Raw genomic sequence first — 23,683 nt, forward strand, 5'->3', positions numbered from 1 at the left:
ACGGATCCACGCGGTCGTGTTCGCCGCGCCTTGCCGCGCTGGGATGCCCTGAGCGTCGAGTTCCCGCAACAGCTCCAGGTTCAGCGCGGCAAGCTGGCACGACAGCACCTGCACCCAGTCGACGTCGTCGATCAGTTCCTGCGGCGAGCGTGCCCACGTGGAGATCCGCGCGCACTCGGTCAACGCGTCCCGCACCGCAGCCCACGGCCTGTCCACGAACCCGACGCTACCTACGAGGTACGACACTTTCGACCCATGCAAGCGGGGTTGTGGATAACCCATTACGCGATCGGCGAGGTGTCGAAAGTCGACTGATGTGAAGGGAACGTGGGCGCTTGCGTGCGCGCGTGAAGCTTGAACCGGAAGAACGTGTCCGGCCCGCCCGTTCCACTCGATGCCGAACTTCAGGTCGCTTATCGTGCCCAGATGACGGACCAGCCGGAGTTGCCGCTGATGAGCCTCGAGATGTCGACGCGGATCCGCGCGGCGCCCCCGAGATCCCGCTGCTGATCTGTACGCCCGCCGTCAGCAGTGAACCTCGGCCGGTGCCGATCAGGACAACAGGCGCGACCGGACACTACGGAAGTGGCTTGGTTCGGCCCCACCGGCGCTCAGGTAGGCGACGACGCCGCCGTGGCGGGCATCGAGATGAGCCAAAGTACGCAGGATGGTCGCGGGTGAGCAGCTATCCGTCAGCGCATAGTCAGCCGCGATCCGCTGAGTTGGTACGCCCGCGACAGCCAACACCAGCGCGATGAGTACCCCGGTGCGATCCCGACCGGCGCTGCAATGCACCGCCACGCCGCCGGGTGGAGCCTCGGCGATCGTGGTGAACGCCGAGGCAATCTGCTGTTGATTGTGGTCAAGCATCGACCGATAGGCGTCGGGCATCGTGGTGCCTTGTTCGGCGAGTTCGGCGATCAACGGTACGTGGCGATACGCCGGATCGGCGGCCAGAGGGCTCGGATCCCGCGCGATCTCCGCTGACCAGCGCAAGTCGAGTATCTGGCTCACCCCGCTTGCGCGAACCGCCGCGATACCCGTGGGGCTCAGCCGGCCGTGGCTGTCTGAGCGCAACAGCGCGCCCGGACGAATCTGCCTTCCCCGGATGGTGAGGACCCCACCGAGATCGCGGGCATTTACGCAGCCGTCCCAGTTGAGAATCATCGAGTGTCTCCCTAGCCGCAGCTTCAGCCGATCAGGCTATCGGCGGCGTTACGGCTGGTTCTACCGCACCAGTGCCTGACCGTCCTCTACCGTTCCACCGTCTCGGCGGCGGTGTGCCAGCTCATGTCTCGGACGTCCCTCACAGTCCAGCGGACAGGGAGTCCCTCGTTGAGGGTAGGTTCTTCCGCGTACCGGACCCGGGCCTCTCACTGACCATCCTTGTCGCTGACGACATCAAGGAAGCCATCGAACGAGCCGGTATCCGAGGCTGGCGATTCACCCGGGCACAGATCGCTGACTAGCGCGCAAACCAAGGATGCGACTGGTCGCCGCGGATTGGTACAGACCGGGTGGCCGCGTCCCGCCACTCCAGAGGATCAGTCGTCGAGGCCGAAGATCGTCAGCCATTCCGCACTGCGTACCCGGTACCCGTACAGACTGCGCATGGCGTGGACAGTGGGCGCGACGTGGTTGGCGCCGTACACGACCGCCACGGTGATGGCCTCACCGTGCCGCTGCTGGTGGATGCGGTCCAATTCGGCGATCAGCAACCGGTCGCGTTGTTCGCCCAGCAAGCTCCACAGCTCGTCGATCGACTCAACGTCTGCCGTGATGTCCTGCCAGTCACCGTCGTCCGTGCTCAGGCTTTCCGCGAACTTGCGACGCGAACCGAAGGCGAGCCGGTCCAGGGCGATCAGTGGGGCGCCGACCGCCACGATTGCCCGCTGCCACAACGGCACCGCGTTCCAGCCGGCGGTGAACTGTTCCTCGGTCATGTCCGGGTACCGGACCGGAACGCCGAGCGACGCGTAGTCGATGTTCTGCTCCACCAGGCCGGACCGCCCGGATCGTGCGGGCAGCCGGTAGGTCGCGGTCAACGCCGACAGGGCCGCCTTTCCGGCGCTGTACCCGGATGAGACGACCCGCCCCTCGCCGGTGTCCACGCCACCCACGCCCTCGGCCACGACCAGATCGCAACGGCGCAGCCGCTCGGCCACCGCGGCGTAGAAGGCCGGTTCGCCGAGATGCACCATCGGGTAGACCTGAAACCGCAACGGGCTCTCGCGTCGGGTCAGCGTCATGATGCTGGACCGCACCCCGGCGACACTCACCTCGACGATCTGCATGCCACTCAGTGTTGGCACATCTGTCAAGCGGTTGGCATAACCGTCAAACCGTTGGCGGACCTGTCAAGCGTCGCGACCGGCCGCCCCGCGCGTGGCTGCCTCCGGCGCGGTCTCCACTGGAGCCTCGAAGTAGGCGAGCCACCTGGAGAGCAGCGACTCCAGTTGGGCGGCGTCCTCCGGGGTGAGGTGGTCGAGCAGGCGCCGTTCGTTGCGCATGTGCTCGGTGAATGCCTGGTCGATCAGTTCGCGCCCGGCTCCGGTGAGTGCGACGACCCGCCCGCGACCGTCGATCGTGCTGCGACGGCGGGTGACCAGCCCGTCGCGTTCGAGCCGGTCTATCCGCTTGGTCATGGCTCCGGTGGTGACCATGGTGTGCGCGGCCAGTTCGCCGGGTGCCCGCTCGAACGGTTCGCCGGCCCGCCGGAGAGTGGCGAGGACGTCGAACTCGCCTTCGGCGAGGCCATGCCGCCGGTAGACGACGCACAACTGCTCGGTGAGGTGGCCGGCGAGGCGGTGCAGCCTGCCGATCACACCCTGTGGCCGCACGTCGACATCCGGCCGTTCCTGGGCCCATGCCCGCTGGATGAGGGCGACATGATCGAGATGCGCCACACCGTCAACATCCGCTACGCCGTGAACATCCACCACCCCGTCAAAATGCGCCACAGAGTCGGGATCCGCCACTCCGTCGAGATTTTCGGTCACCTCCACATCATATAGCTTCCGAGGAAGCTATATGATGTCTTCCATGGAAGCTACTTCTCGGTGGGTGCCGGTGACCGCGATCGCGCCGGTGGCCTGGGGTGCCACCTACTTCGTCACCCACCGGTTTCTCCCCGCCGACTACCCGCTGTACGGCGCGGCCATCCGGGCACTGCCCGCCGGGCTCCTGCTGCTTCTGGTCCGCCGGACGCTTCCGCGCGGCTCGTGGTGGTGGCGGTCCCTGGTGCTCGGCACTCTCAACATGGGGGCATTCTTCGCACTGGTGTACCTCGCGGCACAGAGGTTGCCGACCAGCATCGCCTCGACCACGATGGCGACATCGACGCTGGTCATCATGCTGTTTGCCTGGGCGGCACTGAGCGAACGCCCGCGGCCGGCGCATCTGGCCGGCGCCGCTGTCGGCCTCGGCGGCGTGTGCCTCATGCTTCTCGACGGCCACGCCGCGATCGACCCGATCGGTGTGGCCGCCTCGGTCGCGGCGATGGCGATGTCGTCCTTCGGGTACGTGCTCGCCAAGAAGTGGAGCGCGGACGTCGATGTCTTCTCGCTGACGGCCTGGCAGCTCATCGCCGGCGGGATCGTGCTGACTCCGCTCGCGGTCGCGGTGGAGGGCTCCCCGCCCGCTCTGGACGGGCGCGCGATCGCAGGCTTCGGCTACGTCTCGATCATCGCGACCGCGGCGGCGTTCGCGGCGTGGTTCACCGGGCTTCGGCGCCTGCCGACCGGAACGGTGGGGCTCATCGGCCTGCTCAATCCGGTGACCGGGGTGCTGCTCGGTACCCTCGTCGCTGGCGAGACGCTTGCCCTGCGTCAGGTCTGCGGGCTGGTCCTGGTGTTCGCCGGAGTTCTGCTCGGACAACCGGCCGCCGCCCGCCTCATCCCAAGACGCCTCGTCCTCAGGCGATCGTCGGTCGAGGAACCCGCTGACCCGACACCGCGCAACGACGCCGCGTCGCCAATCACCGCACCGGCAATCACCGCACCGGCATTCACAGAGCGGTCAGGAAGTCGGTGAGGAGCTTGTTGTAGACGTCCGGCCGTTCCAGGTTCGGGTAATGCGCGGTGCCGTCGATGGAGACCGCGTGACCGTTGACCACCGTGGACGCCAGCAGCTCGGCCATCTCGATGTGATCGGGGGAGTCGAGGGTACCGCTGATGGCCAGCACGGGCACGTCGATGGTGGCGGCACGCTCCAGGGTGCTGGCCAACGGCACGCGCCAGTCGGTTTCACCGGCGTGATGCTTGACCATCGTGCCCCGGGTCGCCGTGCGCAGGCGGTCCAGTACCTGTGGATCCAGATCGTCGAGGGTACGGTGCGGACCGGCGGCGAACAGCAGGAGCGTCTCGACCGATACGTCCAGGTCGCCGATCGCGATCGCAGAGGCCCAGGTACTCCAGGTCCGGGCGGTCCAGGGATCGTTGAAGTGCGGCTCGGTGCTTCCGGTGTCGCTGATCCCGGAGCCGGTGACCACCACCGCGCTGACCAGTTCCGGATGCTCCAGAGCGGTGTCGACGGCGGTGCTGGCTCCCAGAGACACACCGACCAGGACCGCGGGTCCGGTGTCGAGGTGGCCCAGTAGCCCGGCGAGGTCGTCCGCGGAGCGGAACGGGGCTTCGGCGTTGGGGGATCGGCCGTGGCCGCGGGCATCGGGTGCGATGACGCGCCGGTGCGGAGCGAAGGCCGGGATCTGGTCGTCCCACATGTGGTGGTCGAGGAAGCCGCCGTGCAGCAGGACGAGGGGCTGACCGGCGCCGGTGTCGATACAGAACAGATCAGTCATGACAACTAGGGTGTCATGTCTTCACTGAGATGACAACCAAGGTGTCATGATGATGCGGTGGAGCCGACAGCAGACCAACAGACACCAGACCGGCAGACACCAGACCGGCGGACAGCGGGAGCCCGGCAGCCCGTCGAATTGGGTGGGCGGCTCGCCGAAGTGTTCGATCTGGTCGGGCCGCTGTACCGGCGTGCCCAGCGCAGGGTGGAGCACGATGTGCCGGCCGAGGGGCTGTCGGTCGGCGTGCGCGCGGTGTTGAACATGCTCCACGGTCAGGGGCCGATGACCGTCCCGCAGATGGGCCGGGCGCAGGCGTTGAGTCGCCAGTTCGTCCAACGGATGGTCAACGAGGCCGCGGCGCGGAATCTCGTCGAGTCCATCCCGAATCCGGCGCACCGCAAGTCTTCACTCATCCGGCTGACCGGCGACGGCCGGGACGTCATCTCCGCGGTGCTCGACCGCGAGCGCGCCGTGTTGCGGAGGGCCGGTGACGACCTGACCGACGACGACATCGCCGGGTGCGTGCGCGTGCTCTCGAGCCTGCTGCGCCTTCTCGACGATGTCGACATGGACTGACGCGAACGCGGGCCGGCGCGAACGTGGACCGTTGCAGATATCGATCGGGCACTGTCCGTCGTGGGGTAGGTGCGCCGCCGGCGGCCGGTACCGCGCACTGACGCCCGTCACTCGCCGGTACCCGCGCAGGTCAGCGGCCCGATTCGCGGACGGCGATGTGCGGTGGCGGTGTGCGGTGCCGATGCCCGCGAACCCTCCAAGATTGCCTCTTGACAACATCTTGATGTCCGACAACACTCGCCGGAAACGTTTACAAGACCGGAGGGGAGCCGTGGCTGATGAGTCGTAAACGTTTACAGAAGTCTGCCGATGCGCCTGCCACGGTCCGTACCGTCGCCGCCCTCGCCGGCGTGTCCATCGCGTCGGCTTCCCGGGTGCTCAACGGGATCGGTGGCAGCACCGAGACCGTCCGGCGGGTGCGCGAGGCGGCTGCCCGCGTCGGCTATGTACCCAACGCGATTGCCCGGTCACTTCAAGCTAGGCGTACCGGTTTGCTGGCCCTCGCCGTCGCCGATATCGGCAACCCGGTCTATGTCGAGATGATGCGCGCCATCGAAGAGGTCGCCAAGCGGGCCGACTACCAGTTGCTGGTGCATGCCACCGGCGCCGACCCGGAGGGCGAGACCGCGCTGCTGGAGGGGCTTGCCCGCCGGTACGTCGACGGGATGATCCTGTCTCCGCTGCGCATCGGCGACGGCCACCTCACCGCGCTGGGCCGCAGCCCGGTACCCGTGACGGTGGTCGGGCAGCTGCCCGACGACGCACCGTTCGACAACGTCCGGGCCGACTCACACGGCGGCGTTCTGCTGGCCATCGAGCACCTGGCGGACACCGGGCGCAAGCGCATCGCTTTCGTCAACGGTGCGCCGGACACCCTGCCCGGCGCCGCCCGGATGACCGCCTACCGGGCGGCTCTGACCGCGGTCGGGCTGCCCTACGAAGAGGAGCTGGTCGAGATCGGCGACTTCCAGTACGCGCAGGGTCGCGCCGCCGCCGCGCGGCTGCTGGCCCGCGCCCGCCCGGACGCCATCTTCTGCGCCAACGACCTGATCGCCGCGGGCGCGCTGCACGAACTGCTGGCCGGGGGCCTGCGGGTACCGCAGGATGTGGCACTGGTCGGCATGGACGACACGGCCCTGGCCGAGATGTCGTTCCCGCAGATCTCCAGCGTGTCGCTGGGCGCCGCCGAGCGTGGCCGGCTGGCCGCCGACCTGATGCTGAGCCGGCTGGAGAACCCGCAGCTCGCACCGCGCCGCGAGACAGTCGCCCCGACCCTGACCGTCCGCGCCTCCAGCGAGGTGACGCTGTAATGGCCATAATCACCGACGCGCCGGCACGGCCCACGCAGGCGCCGCCCGGGACCCGGCGGCGCGGCAACGGCTACGCGTACCTGCTCCTGCTGCCCGCGCTGTTGCCGGTGGTGCTGTTCAGCGTGATCCCCCTGCTCAACGGCATCTACCTGGGCTTCACCGATTCCCGGGCGGGCTTCAACCAGACCACCCATGTCACCGGGTTCGCCAACTACGCCAAGCTGCTGCACGACAGCCTGTTCTGGTCGTCGTTCAAAATTGGTCTGATCTGGGCGTTCGGCGTGACGTTCATCCAGTTCTTCCTGGCGCTGGGCCTCGCGTCCCTGCTCAACCAGCCGCTGCGGATGCGCTGGCTGGCCCGGACGCTGGCTTTGGTGCCGTGGGCGATGCCGCCGGTCATCGTCGGCATCATGTGGCGGCTGATCTACCAGCCCGACGCGGGCCTGCTGTCCAACCTGCTCTACAAGCTGGGGCTCGGGGAGCACTCGGTCAACTGGTTGGGCGACCTGTCCACCGCGCTGCCCGCGGTCATCGTCGTGGGCGTGTGGGCGGGCATGCCGCAGACCACGGTGGTACTGCTGGCCGGCCTTCAGGGGGTACCGGCGGAGTTGCACGAGGCGGCGGCGGTCGACGGCGCGAACGCCTGGCGGCGGTTCCGCAGCGTCACGCTGCCCGCGCTGCGCCCGGTCATCGTGGCCATCACGTCGCTCGACTTCATCTGGAACTTCAACTCGTTCGGCCTGGTCTACGTGCTTACCGACGGCGGGCCGGCGGGCAAGACGACGCTGCCCATGCTGTTCGCGTACCAGCAGGCGTTCCAGTACGGCCACTTCGGCTACGCGGCGGCACTGGGCAACGCGATGGTGCTGATCATCGTCGCGCTGCTGGCGGTGTACCTGCGCCGACGGATGCGGGAGGCGACCCAATGAACACACGGACTCGCCCGGCGGTCAGGGTGCTGCAGTATCTGGCCCTCGCCGGTTACCTGATTTTCCTCGGCTTCCCGCTGCTGTGGATGCTCACCACCGCGTTCAAGGGGCCGAAGGAACTGGTCGAGCTGCACCCGAGCCTGGTGCCGGAGCACCCGACCCTGGACAACTTCGTCACCGCGTTCACCACCCAGGGGTTGGCCCACTCGGCGTGGAACAGCCTGCAGGTGTCGGTGGCTGCGGCGGTGCTGACCGTACTGGTGTCGCTGCCGGCCGCGTACGCGCTGGCCCGGTTCCGTACCCGGCTGGGGTCGGTGGCCATCGGCTGGGTACTGGTCAGCCAGCTGTTCCCGTTCATCCTGCTGGTGATCCCGCTGTTCCTCATCCTCAAGCAGCTGTCGCTGGTGAACACGCTGCCCGGTCTGGTGCTGGTGTACGTCGTCTGGTCGCTTCCGTTCGCGTTGTGGATGCTCCAGGGCTTCGTACGCTCGATCCCGCGCGACCTGGAGGAGGCGGCGGCCACCGACGGCGCGAGCCGGATGCAGACGCTGATCCGCGTGGTGGTTCCGCTGCTGGCTCCGGGCGTGGTGGCGACCACCCTGTTCTCGTTCGTCTCCGCCTGGAACGAGTTCTTCTTCGCCCTGGTCATCCTTCAGGATCCGGAGAAGTCCACGGTCCCGCTCACCCTGGCGCGGTTCGTGGGCATCCAGGGCGTGGTACGGCTGGGGCCGCTCGCGGCCGGGGCATTCCTGGCCACGCTTCCCAGCCTCATCGTCTTCGGCATCCTGCAGCGGCGGTTGACCTCCGGCATCATGGCCGGCGCCGTGAAGGGCTGAGGGTATGACATTTGTCGGTATGACCGTCACGGGTATGACCTTCACACGCAATCCGGGAGACCCGGCGGGGGCGTCCACCCCGACCGGTGCCCCGCGCACCACCGTTTCCGTTCCTGATACCTGGTTTGAGAGGAGACGTCGATGAGGACGTCGTCGATGAAAACGTCGTCGATGAGGCGCCCACGGCTGCTCGGCGCGGCGGCCGCGCTGTCCGCCGCGGTACTGGTGCTCGCCGGCTGCGGCAGCGGCAGCGACTCGGGAAGCTCCGGCAAGATCACACTGCAGTTCTCCAGCTATGCCTGGCAGGACCCGACCGTCAAGGCGACCAAGGACATCGTCGCCGCGTGGAACGCCGCGCACCCGAACGTTCAGGTGAAGTACATCCCGGTCGACCCGGACTCGGTACACGACAAGCTGGTCACCCAGTTCGCCGGCGACAGCGCTCCGGACATCATCCACGACGAGGCGGCCGACATCGCCGGGTTCGTGAAGCAGGGGTACCTGGCCGACATGTCCAAGCTGATCCCCGCGGACCTGAAGAGTGCGGTACCGCAGGGTGTGTGGGACTCGGTCAGCTTCGACGGCAAGGTCTACGGGGCTCCGACTCTGCTGCAGTCCTATGTGGTCTTCGCCAACCAGTCGCTGCTTGCCAAGGCGAACGTCACCGCGCCCACCGACGCCAACCCGTGGACCTGGGACCAGTTCCAGGCGGCGGCCAAGCAACTGACCACCGGCGGCACCTTCGGGCTGGGGTGGGGACTGAAGCAGCCGACCGCGGCTGTGCTGTCGATGGCGTTGAACTTCGACGGGAAGTTCGTCTCCGGATCCGGGACGTCGAGCAAGCTGACCTTCGGCGACGCGGAGAAGCAGGTCCCGCAGCGCATCCACGACATGGTCTACACCGACAAGTCGCTGTCCCCGGCCACGCTCGGCATGAGCGGCTCGGACGTGCTGCCCGGCTTCTTCGCCGGCAAGTACGCGATGATTGTCAGCGGCAACTACACCAGCCAGCAGATGGTGCAGGATGCGCCGTCCGGCTTCCAGTGGACGATGCTGCCGATGCTCAAGGGCACCAGCCAGGCGCAGGCCGCCGACCCGCAGACGCTGTCCGTCGCGGCGCAGAGCAAGCACCCCAGCGAGGCGGCGCAGTTCATCGCCTTCTACGACAACGCGCAGAACCTGGCCCAGCTGGCTCAGGGCGACTGGCTGATCCCGGCCAGCGACCCGGCCTCGAAGCTGGTGGCGCAGCAGACGCAGGGTAAGAACGGCTGGGGCGCGATGGCCACCATGGGCAAGAACCTCGCGGTGGCACCGTTCGAGAGCGCCACGCCGTACGCGCAGTGGAAGACGGAGACGGCGACGCCCGACTTCCAGCAGTACTTCGCCAACAAGCTGACCATCGACCAGCTCGGGCAGAAGCTCACCGAGGGCTGGACGAAGGCCGCCGCCAACGGCTGAGGCCCGAGGGCGGGGGTCGGCGGGTCGGAATCGACATCACCAAGCAGCGAGACGAGGCATGAGGAAGCGATGAGTGTGTTGGAGCGCAGGGCGATCGGTGCCCTGGCCGGTGCGGCGGTCGGCGACGCGCTGGGCGGTGCGACCGAGGGCCGCAGCCCGGAGCAGATCAAGGCGCGGTACGGCGGTGAGGTCACCGGTATCGTCGGCCCGTTCGCACCGGACTGGCGTACCGCCCGGCCGCACGCGCCGTACCACAAGGGCGACGGCCACGTCACCGACGACACCCTGATGACCAACATGCTGGTCAAGGTGTACGCGACCAAGCGCGACCACCTCGGCGCCTACGACATCGACGAACTGCTGGTACCGCTACTCATCAACGAGCGGGTGTGGATTCCGGAGCTGGAGACCGAGTCGGTGCCTCTCCAGCGCATCTTCCTGGCCGAGAAGTGGTTGGTCAGCCGGCTGTTCTACGGTCACGTCGACCCCCGCGAGGCGGGCGTCGGCAACATCGTCAACTGCGGCGCGGCGATGTACATGGGTCCGGTCGGGGTCGCGAACGCGGGCGACCCCGACGGGGCGTACACGGAGGCGATCGACATCGCCGGGGCGCACCAGTCGAGCTACGGCCGGGAGGCGGCGGGTGTGTTCGCCGCCGCGGTCGCCGCCGCCCTCGCACCGGGCGCCACTGTGGACAGTATCGTGGCGGCCAGCCTGCGGGTGGCCCGCGACGGTACCCGCTCGGCGGTCGAGGCGGTCTGCGAAGCGGCGGCGAAGCTGCCCGCCGACACGGCCGACATCACCGCGCTGCGGCCGGTGATGGCGCCGTTCGACACGCTCGGCGAGAACTACCGCGAGCCGGGCCTGGGCGCCCGCCGTCCGAGCCGGCTGCACGCCATCGAGGAGCTGCCGCTGGCACTCGGCGCGGTGGTGGCGACCCGGGGCGACTACCGGCGCGCCGTACTGGCCGCGACGAACTACGGCCGCGACTCGGACTCCATCGCCACCATGGCCGGAGCCATCATCGGTGGCCTGCACGGCATCGAGGCGATTCCGGGGGAGTGGCGCGACGCGGTCGCCGAGGGCAGCCAACTGGACCTGTCCGCCTCGGGCCGCACGATGGCCGCCGTCGCGCGGGACATCTTCGCGAAGGACCGGGCCCGGGCGCAGGCCCGCGAGGCGTCGTTCACCGCGCTGGCCGCCGACGAGCCACAGCCAGTGGCCTCATGAGAGTCACCTGGGTCCAGCCGGAGGATCTGCTGCCGCACGAGCTGCTGGCCAGCCGGGAGGAGGGCCGCCCGGTCGGCGACGTCGAGGCGCGGTGGGTGGCGGCCGGTGGGCCGGCGCGGCCACCGGTCGGGGGTGCCTCGCCGGAGCCGGCGTCGCCGCGGCTACGGGCGCTGGCCGATGAGCTGCTGGACGAGCTGGAGCGGGTCGCGGTACCGGACAGCGCGGAGGAGCCCGATGAGCTGTCCGCCATCCGGGCCGGCTGGCCGACTCAATTCGGACCGGCTGGCTCTGGGCGGGCTGACTCTGGGCTGGCCGGCTCTGGGCGGGCTGGCTCTGGGCGGGCTGCGCCGGACGGCGACCGGTACGACCGGCTGCACGGCGCCTGGCTCGGCCGGGCCGTGGGCTGCCTGGTCGGCAAGCCGGTGGAGAAGGTGCCCCGGCAGGGCATCCGGGAAATCCTCGAAGCCACCGGTCGTTGGCCGCTGTCCGACTACTTCACCGCGGTCGGGCTTCCCGAGGACGTCGCGGCGCGATGGCCATGGAACCGGGCCAGCCGCACCACGAGCCTGGTCGAGAACATCGACGGCATGCCCGAGGACGACGACCTCAACTACCCGCTGATCGCGCTGTACCTGCTGGAGCGCCACGGCCCGGAGTTCACCTCGGACGACGTGGCCAAGGCGTGGCTGGACCTGCTGCCCGGTGGGCGGGTGTTCACCGCGGAGCGCATCGCGTACCGCAACCTGTTGCTGGGCATGGATCCGCCGGCCACCGCCCGGGTCCGCAACCCGTTCCGGCAGTGGATCGGCGCGCAGATCCGCACCGACCTGTACGGCTGGGTCAACCCCGGCCGCCCGGACCGCGCGGCCGAACAGGCGTTCCGGGACGCTCGGATCAGCCACGTGCGCAACGGCGTCTACGGCGCGATGTACGCCGCGGCGATGGGCGCGGCCGCGCTCGTGGAGTCGGACGTGAACCGGGTGCTGGACGCGGGACTGGCCGTCGTGCCGCCCCGGAGCCGGTTCGCCGAGGCGGTCCGGTTCGCCCGCGACGCGGCCGGACGTGAGACGGATTGGGAGCGCATCGCCGACGCGATCTACGACCGGTACGGGGACCTGCACTGGGTACACGTGCTGCCGAACGCGGCACTGTTGACCGCGGCGATCGCGTACGGCGCCGGGGACTTCGAGCGGTCCGTCTTCGCGGTGGTCTCCGGCGGCTGGGACACCGACTCCTCCGGTGCCACGGTCGGCGGGGTGCTGGGCGCCCTGCACGGCGCGCGGGCGCTCCCGGAGCGACTGGTGCGGCCGCTGCGCAACCGGCTGGCCAGTTCGGTTCCCGGGTTCGCCGCGGCCGGCGGGATCGGCTTCGACTCCCTGGCCGAACGGACGCTGAAGGTCGCGGCATGAGCGTCGCCGGCCTCACCCCCGCCTCCGGCCCCACTCCAGTCGGCGGCCCTACCCCGGTCGCCGGCGCTGCCCCGGGCGCTGCCTCTACCCGGGCCACCGCTCCTGCCCGAGTCGCCGTGCTCGGCAGCGCGAACATGGACCTGGTCGGCACCGCGGCGAGCCTGCCCCGGCCGGGGGAGACCGTGCTCGGGCACGGATTCACCATGGTGGCCGGGGGCAAGGGCGCCAACCAGGCGATCGCCGCGAGCCGGGCAGGCGGCCGGTGTGTGGCCGTCGCCGCGGTCGGCGACGACAACTTCGGTCCTGCCCTGCGCGCCGGGCTGGCGGACGCGGGCGTGGACACGTCGCTGCTGCGGGTGGTCCCCGGACCGTCCGGCGTGGCGCTGATCGCGGTCGACGCCGCGGGGGAGAACCAGATCCTCGTCGCGCCGGGCGCCAACGCGGCACTGACCGGGCTGACCGGGCCGGAGCGGGCCGCGATCGTCGGCGCGGACGCGTTGGTCTGCCAGCTGGAGGTACCGATCGAGACGGTCACCGAGGCCGCGGTCGCGGCGCGGGACGCCGGCGTGCGGGTGGTTCTCAATGCCGCGCCGGCCCGGCCGCTGCCCGCCGAGCTGATCGCGGCGACCGATCTGCTCGTGGTGAACCGGGGCGAGGCGGAGGTGGTGACCGGGTTGCCCGGTGCCGGTGTCGAGCGGTTGCTGGACGGGCTACTCGAACTGGCGCCGCGAGCGGTCATGACGCTGGGCGCGGCCGGTGCGGTCTACGGCGAACGCGCGGTGGATGGCGAACGCGCGGTGGATGGCGAAGCGGGCGTGCGGCTGACCGTACCGGCGCCGGTCGTGTCCACTGTAGACACGACTGCGGCCGGCGACGCGTTCGTCGGAGCGCTGACCGTCGCCTGGATCGAGGGGCGGCCGATGGGCGCCGCCCTACGGTGGGCCTGCGCGGCCGGTGCCGTGTGCGCCCGTACCTTGGGCGCGGCCGGGTCCCTGCCGGTACGCGGGCAGATCGACGAGCTGTTCGCCGCCGCGTACCCCGATCCCGCCGGACAGGCTGCCACCGATGGGCAGGCGGCATGACGTTCGACCCGTACCGGCCCCGGCCGATCGACCGCCCGACCCCGGTGCCGCTGGAACCGCGGGCGGACCTGTCCGTGCTGGACGAGGCGAAGATCTTCACGGCACCGGACGACCCCGCGGACTGGCCCGCCTGGCGGGAGGCGCTCGGCCGGTGGCGCAGCGAAGCGCGCGCCCGGCTGGACTACGACAGCCGGGCCGATGCCACCGGCGCCTACCGGGACGCCCGCTGGGTGTCGTCCTGCTACTCGGTCGCCCTGGTGTGGCTGTGGGACGAGCGGCTCTACGACCACGCCACCGGCCGGTTCCGGCCCGAGGCGTTCCTCGCGCAGGCGCGCGAACAGTTCGGCGGCTTCGACGGCGTGGTGCTCTGGCACGCGTACCCCGTGATCGGGCTGGACGAACGCAACCAGTACGACTTCTACCGTGACATCCCGGAGCTGCCCGAGCTGGTCGACACGCTGCGGCGGGCCGGGGTACGGGTGTTCATCGACTACAACCCGTGGGACACCGGTACTCGTAGGGAGCCGGACGGCGACGTGGCGGCGATCGCCGCGCTGGTGGCCGACCTCGGTGTGGACGGCGTGTTCCTGGACACCCTCAAGGAGGGTGCCGGCGAGCTGCGGGCGGCGCTGCCCGCGGGGGTGGCGCTGGAGTCCGAGTCGCGGGTACCGCTGGCCCGCGTGCACGACCACGCGATGTCCTGGGCGCAGTGGTTCGCCGACTCACCGGTACCGGGTGTGCTGCGGACCAAGTGGTTCGAGCGGCGACACACGCTGCACCACACCCGACGGTGGCACCGCAGCCACGCCGAGGAACTGCAGTCCGCCTGGCTCAACGGCACCGGGGTACTGATCTGGGACACGGTGTTCGGGGTGTGGGTCGGCTGGAGCGCCCGGGACCGCGCGCTGCTGCGGGCCATGCGCCGCGTGCAACACCGGTTCTCCGAGTGGTTCACCGACGGCCGGTGGACGCCGCTGGCCGACCATCCCGGAGGAGACGCGCCGGTGTACACCTCCCGCTGGGAACTGCGTGACACGACACTGTGGACGGTGGTCAACCGGAGCGACGAGGCGTACCGGGGCCGGTGGATCGTCACCGACGCGCTGCCCGGCCGGCGTTGGCTCGACCCGGTCGACGGGCGTGAGCTGGCACCGGAGCCACTGGACGGCGGCCGGGTCGCGATCGGTGGAACGCTGCCGCCGGGCGGGATCGCCGCGGTGGTGGCGACCGGGTTGGGCGACGATGCCGAGCCCGTCGAATCCACCGAGTCCACTGTGGACACATCTCCGGACTCGGAGGCCGACACCACGTTCCCGACCCGTGCGGCGGTGCGGCTGCCGGTACCGGTGGCGCCGCGGCCGGCCGTACCGGAGGGCATGGTGGCGGTGGACGCCGGCCGGTACGAGCTGACCGTCCGGTACCGGGTGCGGGAGACCGGCCTGTACGGCGAGGCGCCGTACGTCGACGAGTGGAAGCCGCTGCCTCCACGCCTGCACCACCACGCCACCCTGGTACGGGACGTGACCCTGGGCCGGTTCGCCATCGCCCGGCAGGAGGTGACCGTCGCCGAGTTCACCGCGTTCCTGGAGGCGACCGGCTACCGGCCGGTACGCGAGGAGCGCTTCGCGCTGGCCACCGCGGGTCCGGCCGGTGCCGCGGTGACCCACGTCGAGCTCGTCGACGCGCGGGCGTATGCGGCCTGGGCCGGACTGCGCCTGCCGACCGAGGACGAGTGGCAGGTGGCCGCGGCGGCGGGGCTGCTGCGTCGCGCCGAGCCGCTGGTGTGGAACTGGACCGAGAGCGAGCACACGGACGGGCGTACCCGGTTCGCGATCCTCAAGGGCGGCGCGGCTTTCCGGGCCACCGGGTCGGACTGGTACCTGGACGGCGGGCCGCAGGAGCCCGACGTCTCGGTGAAGCTGTTGTTGATGGGCGCCGGGCTGACCCGGTCACCGTCGATCGGCTTCCGTTGCGCGGCCGACCTGCCGGCGCTTGACTGATGAGGACCGGCACGACGATTTCCACCGAGGTACCCTCGGCCACGCTGGGCTCGCCGATCGCCTGCACGCTGTACCTGCCGCCGGGCTACCAGCACGGCCACGACCAGCACGGCCCTGACCAGCACGGCCCCGACCGGTACCCGGTGCTGTACCTGCTGCACGGTCGCGGCGACTCCATGAACTCGTTCGACCGGGCCGTGACGATGCTGGACGGGCTGATCGGCGACGGGCGCGTGCCGCCGGTCATCGCGGTCGCACCGGACGCGCCGTGGAGCGGCCGCGCCGGCTGGTACGTGGACTCGGCGTACACCGGGGACATCGGTGACGGGGACCGCGGTCACGGTCCTGGGAAGCCGATGGAGACCGCGCTCGTTCGCGACCTGGTACCGGCGGTGGACGCGGCGTACCGGACCATCGCGACTCGTGAGGGCCGGGTGGTCGGCGGGTACTCGATGGGTGGCGCCGGTGCCCTGCGCCTCGCCCTGGCGCACCAGCGCCTGTTCGCGCACGCGCTGGTGCTCAGCCCGGCGGTGTACGTGCCGCTGCCGCCGGCCGATTCCAACACCCGGGCCTTTGGCGCGTACGGTTCGGGTGAGCGGGTCTTCGACGAGGACACGTACCGGCGGCTCAGCTATCCGGCGCTGCTGCCGTCGGTGGACCCCACGCTGCCGCTGCACCTGTTCATCGCGGTCGGCCGGGGCGATTACGAGTCGGGCGACCACGCGCAGGGCGACCACGCGCAGGCTGAGCACGCGCAGGTTGAGCACCCGCAACGGCCGTCCCGGCACGACATCGGCTCCGAGCACGAGGCGCTGTACGAAGCCGTGCGCCGGATTCCGGGCATCCGCGCTCGCGCACGCGTGTTGCCCGGCGGCCACGACTGGAGCACCTGGTTGCCGGCGCTCGCCGAGGGCCTGGAGTTCCTCGGCCCGCTGCTGCGAGCGGCGGCACATCCGGCCGGGACTCCCGGCTCCGCCGCGACACAACCGGCTTCGCCGGCCGTCACCGAATCGGTCGCCACTGCACCGGCAGCCACTGCACCGGCAGCCACGGAACCGGCAGCCACGGAACCGGCAGCCACGGAACGGGCGGCCGCCGAGTGGGCAGCCACCGCATCCAATGCCACCGCAGGGACCGCCGCCGCACCCACTGTCGCCGCACCCAATGCCGCAGCGAGGACCGCCGCCGCACCCACCGCCGCCGCATCCACCGTCGCCGCACCGATCGAGGCGTCGATTCCCGGCACCTCCGCACCCCCGAAGGACAACCAGTGACCGTCGACGACGCAACCGCCGCACCGCAACCGGCGCCGGGCCCGCTGTCCGGCCTCCGCGTGGTCGAGTTCGCCACCCTGTTCGCCGGCCCCCTGGCCGGGGCGTTCCTCGGTGACTTCGGCGCCGAGGTCATCAAGGTCGAGCACCCCCGCCGCCCCGATCCGTCGCGCGGGCACGGCCCCGGCAAGGACGGGGTGGGCCTGTGGTGGAAAGTGCTCGGCCGCAACAAGCGGACAACCACCCTCGATCTGTCCACACCGGACGGTGCCGCCCTGGCGCGGCAACTGGTGGCCACCGCCGACGTACTCATCGAGAACTTCCGCCCCGGCACTCTGGAACGCTGGGGGATCGGGCCGGACGAGCTGTTCGCCGACAACCCGGGACTGGTCATGGCCCGGGTCAGCGGGTTCGGGCAGACCGGCCCGTACGCCCGCCGACCCGGGTTCGGCACCCTCGCCGAGGCGATGAGCGGGTTCGCCGCCGCCACCGGGGAGCCCGACGGGCCACCGACCCTTCCGCCGTTCGGCCTGGCCGACTCGGTCGCCGCGCTGGCCACCGCGTTCGCGGTGAACCTCGCGCTGACGGCGCGCGGCGCCACCGGGCGCGGTCAGGTGGTCGACGTGGCCATCATCGAGCCCATCATGGCGATGCTGGGCCCGCAGATCACCTGGTACGACCAGATCGGGTACCTCCAGCCGCGGCTGGGCAACCGGTCCAACAACAACGCCCCACGCAACACCTACCGCTGTGCCGACGGCGGCTGGGTCGCGGTATCCACCAGCGCGCAGAGCATCGCCGAGCGGGTGCTGAATCTGGTCGGGCGCCCCGATCTCGTCGCGCAGCCGTGGTTCGGCTCCGGTCGGCAGCGCGCCGCGCACGCCGACGAACTGGACGCCGCCGTGGCGAGCTGGGTCGCCGCCCGGTCCCGGGACGAGGTGGTGGCCGCGTTCGAGGCCGCGGAGGCGGCGGTCGCGCCGATCTACACCGTGCCGGACATCCTGGCCGACCCGCAGTATGCGGCTCTGGACACGGTGGTCACTGTGGACGATCCCGAACTCGGGCCGCTGCGCATGCAGAACGTGCCGTTCCGGCTCGCCGACACACCCGGCCGGATCCGTTTCGCCGGGCGACCGCACGGCGCTGACACCGAGGATGTGCTCGCCGGGTTGGGCCTGACGCCCGGGCGGGTGGCAGAACTGCGCGCGGCGGGAGTGGTTTGATGCTCACCTGGTTGTACGTTCCGGGAGACCGGCCGGACCGGTTCGCCAAGGCGGTCGCCAGCGGCGCCGACACCGTCATCCTCGACCTGGAGGACGCCGTGCACCCGCGGAACAAGGCGACCGCGCGGGAGGCTGTCGCGGAGTTCTGCGCGGTGCGGCACGAGGTACCGGTACACGTGCGGATCAACGAGTTCGGCACCCGGGACGCCGTCGCCGACCTGGCCGCGATCGCCGGCGCCCCGGGACTGACCGGCCTTCGCCTGCCCAAGGTGAACTCGGCGGCCGACGTGGCGCGGACCGCCGCCGAGGTACCGCGTGGTGTCGAGCTGTACCCACTGCTCGAATCCGCGCTCGGCGTGCAGCGCGCGTACGACATCGCCACCGCCCATCCGGCCGTGGCCGGCCTGGCCCTCGGCGAGGCCGACCTGCGCTCGGATCTGGGAGTGTCCGATGACGCCGGCCTCGCCTACGCCCGCGGCCGGGCGATCCTCGCCGCGCGCGCCGCGGGCCTGCCAGCTCCCGCGATGTCGGTCTACCCGGACGTGCGCGACCTCGACGGGCTGGCCGCGTCCTGCCGTACCGGCCGGTCGCTGGGGTTTCTCGGCCGGACGGCCATCCATCCCCGGCAGTTGCCGGTCATCGTGGACGCATTCCGGCCGTCCTCGGCCCAACTGGCCCGGGCCGAGGAGTTGCTGGCCGCGCTGGATGCCGCGGACGCGTCCGGCAGCGGTACGGCGGTGCTGCCGGACGGCCGGTTCGCCGACCGCGCCATGGTCGAGCAGGCACGCCGGGTGGTGGCACTGGCCCGCCGGTACCCACCGGCCGAGGACAGGGCCTAGCTGAGCCAGTACACCTAGCCGCCGGCCCGGTCGTGCAGGCCGCGCAGGAACAGGGCGAGCAGGCGGGCCAACTCCTCCTGCTCGGCCGGATCCAGGTCGTCGAGGAGAGTTTGCTCGTACGCCAGCAGTTCGCTGACCGCGTCCCCGACCGCGCGGTGTCCCCGATCGGTCAGCTCCACCGGAACCGTGCGGCTGCCCGGCGTGGTGGCCAGGCGGCGCACCAGGCCCTCCCGCTCGGCCCGGTCGACCCGCTGGGTGATCGCCCCGGCGGTGACCAGGCATCGGGCGGTGAGTTCGCGGGTGGACAGCCGGTACGGTGGCCCGGATCGGCGCAGGGTACTGAGCAGGTCGAGCGTGGCGGCATCCATGCCGATGCCGGTCAGTGCGCGGCGCCGCTGGTCGGCCAGCAACTTGGCGGCCTGGTGGATGCGGGTGAGGACGCCGATGGAACCGACTGGAACCCCGGGCTGTTCGCGCTGCCAGGCGTCGGCGATCAGGTCCGCCCGGTCCGGCCCGGACCGGCCCGGCACTCCCGTTTCCAGCGCTCCCGTTTCCGGCGCCGTCGCACTCGCGGTCGTTCCCGGTGTTGGTTCCGGAGCTGTTCCCGGCGTCACTGCCGGCGTCATTGCCGGCGTCGTCCTCGGCGTCGTCACGGTGGTAGTGTGCCACAGACGTTTAGCGCTAAACGAGGAGTGGGTATGCGTCACGTGGTCGTCACCGGTGGAGGCACGGGAATCGGGCGGGCGGTCGCCGAGGCGTTCGCCGGCCAGGGTGACCAGGTGGTGATTACCGGGCGGCGCAAGGACGTCCTGGACGACACCGCCGCCCGGCTGGGCCGGAACGTGCGCGCCGTCGCCTTCGACGCCGCCGACCCGGTGCAGGTCGAGGCGGCGCTGGCCGATCTGCCCGAGCGGGTGGATGTGCTGGTCAACAACGCCGGAGGCAACACCGACTTCGACGCCGACACGGCCGATGACCTGGCCGGCCTGGCTCAGGCGTGGCGCGCCAACCTGGACGCCAACGTGCTTTCCGCGGTACTGGTGACTGAAGCGCTGCGCCCGCGCCTGGCGGCCGGGGGAGCTGTGGTCAACCTCAGCTCCATCGCGGCACACCGTGGCGGTTCCGGCTCCTACGGCGCGGCAAAGGCGGCCGTCGAGGCATGGAACCTCACCCTGGCCCAGGAACTCGGCCGGGATGGCATCAGCGCCAACGTGATCGCCCCCGGCTACATCGAGGCGACCGAGTTCTTCCGGGACCGGATGAGCGAACAGCGGCGAACGACGCTGATCTCGCAGACCACCAACGGGCGCGCCGGTACGCCGGCCGACATCGCCGCCACCGTGCTGTTCCTGGCCTCACCGGGTGGGGTTCACATCACCGGTCAGGTGCTGCACGTCAACGGCGGCGCGGTGACCGGGCGCTGAGCACGGCACCGGCGGCCCGCGGCGGACCGGCTCGCGCTGGGCTCGCGCTGCGTCTGCGCCGGGCTCGCGCTGCGTTTGCACCGGGCTCGCGCTGCGTGTTTGCACCGGGCTCGCGCCGGGCGTTGCGCGAGCCTCGCGCTGAGCCTTGTCTAGCGCTGACTCGGCCTCGCGCTGAGCCGGGCCTCAGCGCTGAGCCGTGCGCTGGGCCATGCGCTGGGCCTTGTGTCGGGCCTTGACGGAACGATCTCGGCGGCGTTGGATTTGCATCAGTCAACGTCGATTTCCAAGTCGCGCTCCGGATACCTCCGGCGCACGTCGACCGGCATCGTCCGCAGAGAGCGGGGCCGGTGCGCACGCCGCAGGCATGGCCGCTCACGGACCGCGGTGGTATGACGCCGTCCCCGTACCGCAGGTCCAGGAGGATTCGATGAGACGGACAAGAAACGTCGCTGCGCGCTGCCTGCCGAAAGTGCTCGTGGCCATGCTGGCCGCCCCCGCGTTGGCAAATGCCGCGCTGGCCGCTCCCGCGCTGGCACATGCCGCGCTGGCACCGGCGGCGCCCGGGATCGCGGCTTCCGGCGCGGGGGCCACACTGCCATTCACCAGCTACGAGGCCGAAGCCGGCACACTGGGCGGCGGAGCCACGGCGGTGTCACTGACGGCCGCGCCGTCCACGCAGTACTCCAGCGCCGCGCTGGAGGCGTCCGGGCACGCGTACGTGCAGCTGAGCGGCACCGGGCAGAGCGTGCAGTGGACGAACGGCACCGGAGCGCCGATCAGCGCGATCAACGTCCGGGTGAGCATCCCGGACTCCGCGAACGGCACCGGCACGACCGCCACGCTCGACCTCTACGTCGACAACACGTTCCGGCAGGCGTTGAACCTGAACTCGAAGCAGAGCTGGTTCTACGAGGGGAACAACAACTACAACGGCAGCGACCAGAACCCGGCCGACGGCGACCCGCGCGACTTCTTCGACGAGTTCCGGACGTTCGTCACCGGTACGCCGATCGCCCCCGGCAGCACCCTCACCCTGAAGCGGGACGCGGCCAACAACGCGGCGTTCTACGACATCGACACCGTCGACGTGGAGAACCCGCCCGCTGCGCTTGCCCAGCCGGCCAACTCCATCTCGATCGCCAGCTGCGGCGCGGTCGCCGACAACAACCCGACCAACGGGTCCGGTGACAGTTCGGCGGTCGACAGCACGGCCGCCATCCAGAACTGCGTCAACCAGGCCCAGTCTCAGCACAAGACCCTGTGGATCCCGGCCGGCACGTTTTATCTCAAGGGCACGACCGGGTTGCAGGCCAACGGAATCACCATCGCCGGCGCCGGTATGTGGTACAGCACCATCTACCGGGACGTCCCGCTGCCCAACAACACTCCGCTCGCCGCCCTGTTCAACCTGACCTCCTGTACCGTGCAGAACTTCCACCTCGACTCCGACGCCCGCAGCCGTGCCATGGTCGACGGCGGCGGGGGTGCCATGGACACCACGGGTACGAACTGGGTCGCCAACGGAATCTGGAGCCAGCACGTCGAGTCCGGCTTCTGGGCCTCCGGCACCGGCGGTACCGTCGAGAACAGTCGGCTGACCGCGATCTGGGCGGACGGCATCAACCTCAACAACGTCTCGCTGAACAACTCCGTCGGCAACAACCTCACCGCGACGAACAACTTCGTCCGGGGTACCGGCGACGACGGGATGGCCATCAACTCGGTCAACTACAACACCGACTCCGGTGACAACCGGACGTACTACACGCCCATGTCGCACATCACGATGACGCACAACACCATCGTCGCTCCCTGGGGCGGCAAGGGCATCGGCATCTACGGCGGCAGCGACCAGGATGTCGAGTACAACTCCATCTCCGACACCGCCCGCTACATCGGCCTGGGCGCCGGCCGGTTCGGCGTCAACGGCAACGATCTGCTCGGCGCCACTGTCAACGGCAACGTCGTCGCGAGGTCCGGCGGCAACGCCTACAGCCAGGGCCAGCCCGCGCTGCACGTGGGCAACGGCGGCGACGGCCAGAATGTCGGCGTCGTCGACCGGGTGAGCGTCACCAACAACACGGTCACCGGTGCGCTCTACGACGGGATCGGCTTCTCCACGTCCACCAACACGCTGCTGCAGAACAACACGGTCGGCTCGCCGTGGCGCAACGGCGTCGTCATCGCCCCGCCGTTCTATCCGGCACCCAGCGGCTCGGCCACCATCACCGGCAACACGGTGACCGGCCTGCGGGCGGGTGCGTCCCCGTTCACCAACAACTCCGGCGGCTTCGCCGCGACCCTGAGCGGCAACAGTTGGCAGGGCGGCGGGACTCCGGAGGGTCCGTACGGCGGCACCGCCGCGGCCGTTCCCGGCGTCGTGGAGGCCGAGAACTACGACACCGGCGGCCAGGGCGTCGGCTACGGCGTCAACTCCGTCAATGGCACCGCCAACGGGTACCGGGCCGACGGCGTCGACCTGGAAACGACAGCGGACTCCGGCGGCGGGTACAACCTCGGCTGGACCGGTGGCGGCCAGTGGTTCCGGTACACGGTGAATGTCGCGTCGGCCGGCACGTACACGCTCAGCGCAAGAGTCGCCGCGCCCAGCGCCGTCGCCGGGGCGCTGCACCTGAGCAACGCGTCCGGGGCCAACCTCACCGGCAGCGTCAACGTGCCGGCCACCGGCGACTGGCAGCTCTGGACCACGGTCACCGCCCAGCTGACGCTGCCCGCCGGGCAGCAGGTGCTGACCCTCGCCGAGGACAGCGGCGGCTGGAACCTCAACAGCCTCCAGTTCACCGCGGGCGGTAGCGGCGGCACGAACCTGGCGGCCGGCAGGCCCAACGGGGAGTCGTCGCACACCGACGTGTACGAGTCGTCGAACGTGACCGACGGGAACCAGAACTCGTACTGGGAGAGCGCGAACAACGCCTTCCCGCAGTGGGTTCAGGTGGATCTGGGCTCGTCCCAGCAGGCCGGCCGGGTGGTGCTGCAACTGCCGGGGTCGTGGGGGGCGCGCGACGAGACGCTCTCGGTGCTCGGCTCCACCGACGGATCGAACTTCACCACCGTGAAGGCACCGGCGACGTACACGTTCTCGCCGGCCGGTAGCAACACCGTCACCATCACGTTCGCGGCCAGCTCACAACGGTACTGGCGAATCACCGTCACCGCCAACACCGGCTGGCCCGCCGCACAGGTCTCCGAACTCCAGGTCTGGAACCGGTAGCGCGAACACCGGTAGCGGCGAACACCCGGCGGGCGCCGTCGAGCCTCGCGCTCGGCGGCGCCCGCA

At 70.5% G+C, this 23,683-nt stretch carries 20 protein-coding genes and 1 pseudogene; 15 read left to right on the top strand and 6 right to left on the bottom strand.

The window, feature by feature from the left end; translation table 11 throughout:
• From Raf01_RS43650 to Raf01_RS43665, 4 genes and pseudogenes are all read right to left on the bottom strand, one after another.
• Positions 1-216 (bottom strand): annotated as a pseudogene (locus Raf01_RS43650) (hypothetical protein); the annotation flags it as partial.
• A 336-nt stretch (positions 217-552) separates the two neighbouring features.
• The gene (locus Raf01_RS43655) at positions 553-1,167 is read right to left on the bottom strand and encodes a tyrosine-protein phosphatase (protein WP_203924046.1); all 615 of its coding nucleotides are present in this window, start codon (positions 1,165-1,167) and stop codon (positions 553-555) included.
• A 377-nt stretch (positions 1,168-1,544) separates the two neighbouring features.
• Complete coding sequence (locus Raf01_RS43660; protein ID WP_203924047.1) at positions 1,545-2,294, bottom strand: hypothetical protein; 750 nt, start codon at positions 2,292-2,294, stop codon at positions 1,545-1,547.
• 63 nt (positions 2,295-2,357) lie between these two features.
• Entirely contained in the window at positions 2,358-2,999 is a 642-nt protein-coding gene (locus Raf01_RS43665) for a MarR family winged helix-turn-helix transcriptional regulator (RefSeq protein ID WP_239134441.1), read from the bottom strand.
• Positions 3,000-3,042: 43 nt separating this feature from the next.
• Here Raf01_RS43665 and Raf01_RS43670 point away from each other — a divergent pair, with 43 nt between their 5' ends.
• Positions 3,043-4,032 (top strand): DMT family transporter, encoded by a 990-nt coding sequence (locus tag Raf01_RS43670; protein ID WP_203924048.1) that lies wholly within the window; start codon positions 3,043-3,045, stop codon positions 4,030-4,032.
• Here the strand turns inward: Raf01_RS43670 and Raf01_RS43675 are convergent.
• On the bottom strand, positions 4,007-4,798 hold the full coding sequence (locus Raf01_RS43675; protein ID WP_203924049.1) for an alpha/beta fold hydrolase: 792 nt from the start codon (positions 4,796-4,798) through the stop codon (positions 4,007-4,009). The two genes, Raf01_RS43670 and Raf01_RS43675, sit on opposite strands and share 26 nt — an antisense overlap.
• A gap of 57 nt (positions 4,799-4,855) precedes the next feature.
• Here Raf01_RS43675 and Raf01_RS43680 point away from each other — a divergent pair, with 57 nt between their 5' ends.
• The 12 genes from Raf01_RS43680 (at position 4,856) to Raf01_RS43735 (ending at position 18,961) form a co-directional block, all read left to right on the top strand.
• Positions 4,856-5,374, top strand: a complete 519-nt coding sequence (locus Raf01_RS43680; RefSeq protein ID WP_203924050.1) for a MarR family winged helix-turn-helix transcriptional regulator — start codon at positions 4,856-4,858, stop codon at positions 5,372-5,374.
• A gap of 278 nt (positions 5,375-5,652) precedes the next feature.
• The gene (locus Raf01_RS43685; RefSeq protein ID WP_203924051.1) at positions 5,653-6,684 is read left to right on the top strand and encodes a LacI family DNA-binding transcriptional regulator; all 1,032 of its coding nucleotides are present in this window, start codon (positions 5,653-5,655) and stop codon (positions 6,682-6,684) included.
• Positions 6,684-7,613 carry a carbohydrate ABC transporter permease gene (locus Raf01_RS43690; protein WP_203924052.1) on the top strand — a complete coding sequence of 310 codons (930 nt, stop codon included), beginning with the start codon at positions 6,684-6,686 and terminating at the stop codon, positions 7,611-7,613. The genes Raf01_RS43685 and Raf01_RS43690 overlap by 1 nt, the downstream gene beginning before the upstream one ends.
• A complete protein-coding gene (locus tag Raf01_RS43695; RefSeq protein ID WP_203924053.1) occupies positions 7,610-8,449 on the top strand; it encodes a carbohydrate ABC transporter permease in 840 nt (279 codons plus the stop codon). Before Raf01_RS43690 ends, Raf01_RS43695 begins: the two co-directional genes overlap by 4 nt.
• Positions 8,450-8,620: 171 nt before the next feature.
• Positions 8,621-9,907, top strand: coding sequence for an ABC transporter substrate-binding protein (locus Raf01_RS43700; protein ID WP_203924054.1), 1,287 nt, complete (start codon positions 8,621-8,623; stop codon positions 9,905-9,907).
• 69 nt (positions 9,908-9,976) lie between these two features.
• A complete protein-coding gene (locus Raf01_RS43705; RefSeq protein WP_203924055.1) occupies positions 9,977-11,137 on the top strand; it encodes an ADP-ribosylglycohydrolase family protein in 1,161 nt (386 codons plus the stop codon).
• Positions 11,134-12,546: an ADP-ribosylglycohydrolase family protein gene (locus tag Raf01_RS43710; protein WP_203924056.1), complete on the top strand. Its 1,413-nt coding sequence runs from the start codon at positions 11,134-11,136 to the stop codon at positions 12,544-12,546. Before Raf01_RS43705 ends, Raf01_RS43710 begins: the two co-directional genes overlap by 4 nt.
• Complete coding sequence (locus Raf01_RS43715) at positions 12,543-13,628, top strand: ribokinase (RefSeq protein ID WP_203924057.1); 1,086 nt, start codon at positions 12,543-12,545, stop codon at positions 13,626-13,628. The genes Raf01_RS43710 and Raf01_RS43715 overlap by 4 nt, the downstream gene beginning before the upstream one ends.
• The gene (locus tag Raf01_RS43720) at positions 13,625-15,628 is read left to right on the top strand and encodes an SUMF1/EgtB/PvdO family nonheme iron enzyme (RefSeq protein WP_203924058.1); all 2,004 of its coding nucleotides are present in this window, start codon (positions 13,625-13,627) and stop codon (positions 15,626-15,628) included. Before Raf01_RS43715 ends, Raf01_RS43720 begins: the two co-directional genes overlap by 4 nt.
• Positions 15,628-16,902, top strand: coding sequence for an alpha/beta hydrolase (locus tag Raf01_RS43725; RefSeq protein ID WP_203924059.1), 1,275 nt, complete (start codon positions 15,628-15,630; stop codon positions 16,900-16,902). Before Raf01_RS43720 ends, Raf01_RS43725 begins: the two co-directional genes overlap by 1 nt.
• A complete protein-coding gene (locus tag Raf01_RS43730; protein WP_203924060.1) occupies positions 16,899-18,122 on the top strand; it encodes a CaiB/BaiF CoA transferase family protein in 1,224 nt (407 codons plus the stop codon). The genes Raf01_RS43725 and Raf01_RS43730 overlap by 4 nt, the downstream gene beginning before the upstream one ends.
• The gene (locus Raf01_RS43735) at positions 18,122-18,961 is read left to right on the top strand and encodes an HpcH/HpaI aldolase/citrate lyase family protein (protein WP_239134442.1); all 840 of its coding nucleotides are present in this window, start codon (positions 18,122-18,124) and stop codon (positions 18,959-18,961) included. Before Raf01_RS43730 ends, Raf01_RS43735 begins: the two co-directional genes overlap by 1 nt.
• Before the next feature lie 14 nt (positions 18,962-18,975).
• On the opposite strand, the gene Raf01_RS43740 is transcribed toward Raf01_RS43735, so the two are convergent.
• Positions 18,976-19,491 carry a MarR family winged helix-turn-helix transcriptional regulator gene (locus tag Raf01_RS43740; protein WP_239134443.1) on the bottom strand — a complete coding sequence of 172 codons (516 nt, stop codon included), beginning with the start codon at positions 19,489-19,491 and terminating at the stop codon, positions 18,976-18,978.
• A gap of 162 nt (positions 19,492-19,653) precedes the next feature.
• Here Raf01_RS43740 and Raf01_RS43745 point away from each other — a divergent pair, with 162 nt between their 5' ends.
• Complete coding sequence (locus Raf01_RS43745; protein ID WP_203924097.1) at positions 19,654-20,385, top strand: SDR family NAD(P)-dependent oxidoreductase; 732 nt, start codon at positions 19,654-19,656, stop codon at positions 20,383-20,385.
• A gap of 427 nt (positions 20,386-20,812) precedes the next feature.
• On the top strand, positions 20,813-23,617 hold the full coding sequence (locus Raf01_RS43750) for a carbohydrate-binding protein (RefSeq protein WP_203924062.1): 2,805 nt from the start codon (positions 20,813-20,815) through the stop codon (positions 23,615-23,617).
• Positions 23,618-23,683: the final 66 nt, after the last annotated feature.

The organism is Rugosimonospora africana (assembly GCF_016862975.1).
Lineage (GTDB): Bacteria > Actinomycetota > Actinomycetes > Mycobacteriales > Micromonosporaceae > Rugosimonospora > Rugosimonospora africana.

Coding starts and splice junctions, on each gene's coding strand:
- Raf01_RS43735 (WP_239134442.1), top strand. CDS start 18,122: ATGCTCACCTGGTTGTACGTTCCGGGAGACCGGCCGGACCGGTTCGCC.
- Raf01_RS43685 (WP_203924051.1), top strand. CDS start 5,653: ATGAGTCGTAAACGTTTACAGAAGTCTGCCGATGCGCCTGCCACGGTC.
- Raf01_RS43710 (WP_203924056.1), top strand. CDS start 11,134: ATGAGAGTCACCTGGGTCCAGCCGGAGGATCTGCTGCCGCACGAGCTG.
- Raf01_RS43715 (WP_203924057.1), top strand. CDS start 12,543: ATGAGCGTCGCCGGCCTCACCCCCGCCTCCGGCCCCACTCCAGTCGGC.
- Raf01_RS43660 (WP_203924047.1), bottom strand. CDS start 2,294: ATGCAGATCGTCGAGGTGAGTGTCGCCGGGGTGCGGTCCAGCATCATG.
- Raf01_RS43725 (WP_203924059.1), top strand. CDS start 15,628: ATGAGGACCGGCACGACGATTTCCACCGAGGTACCCTCGGCCACGCTG.
- Raf01_RS43720 (WP_203924058.1), top strand. CDS start 13,625: ATGACGTTCGACCCGTACCGGCCCCGGCCGATCGACCGCCCGACCCCG.
- Raf01_RS43670 (WP_203924048.1), top strand. CDS start 3,043: ATGGAAGCTACTTCTCGGTGGGTGCCGGTGACCGCGATCGCGCCGGTG.
- Raf01_RS43690 (WP_203924052.1), top strand. CDS start 6,684: ATGGCCATAATCACCGACGCGCCGGCACGGCCCACGCAGGCGCCGCCC.
- Raf01_RS43655 (WP_203924046.1), bottom strand. CDS start 1,167: ATGATTCTCAACTGGGACGGCTGCGTAAATGCCCGCGATCTCGGTGGG.
- Raf01_RS43700 (WP_203924054.1), top strand. CDS start 8,621: ATGAGGCGCCCACGGCTGCTCGGCGCGGCGGCCGCGCTGTCCGCCGCG.
- Raf01_RS43675 (WP_203924049.1), bottom strand. CDS start 4,798: ATGACTGATCTGTTCTGTATCGACACCGGCGCCGGTCAGCCCCTCGTC.
- Raf01_RS43750 (WP_203924062.1), top strand. CDS start 20,813: ATGAGACGGACAAGAAACGTCGCTGCGCGCTGCCTGCCGAAAGTGCTC.
- Raf01_RS43705 (WP_203924055.1), top strand. CDS start 9,977: ATGAGTGTGTTGGAGCGCAGGGCGATCGGTGCCCTGGCCGGTGCGGCG.
- Raf01_RS43695 (WP_203924053.1), top strand. CDS start 7,610: ATGAACACACGGACTCGCCCGGCGGTCAGGGTGCTGCAGTATCTGGCC.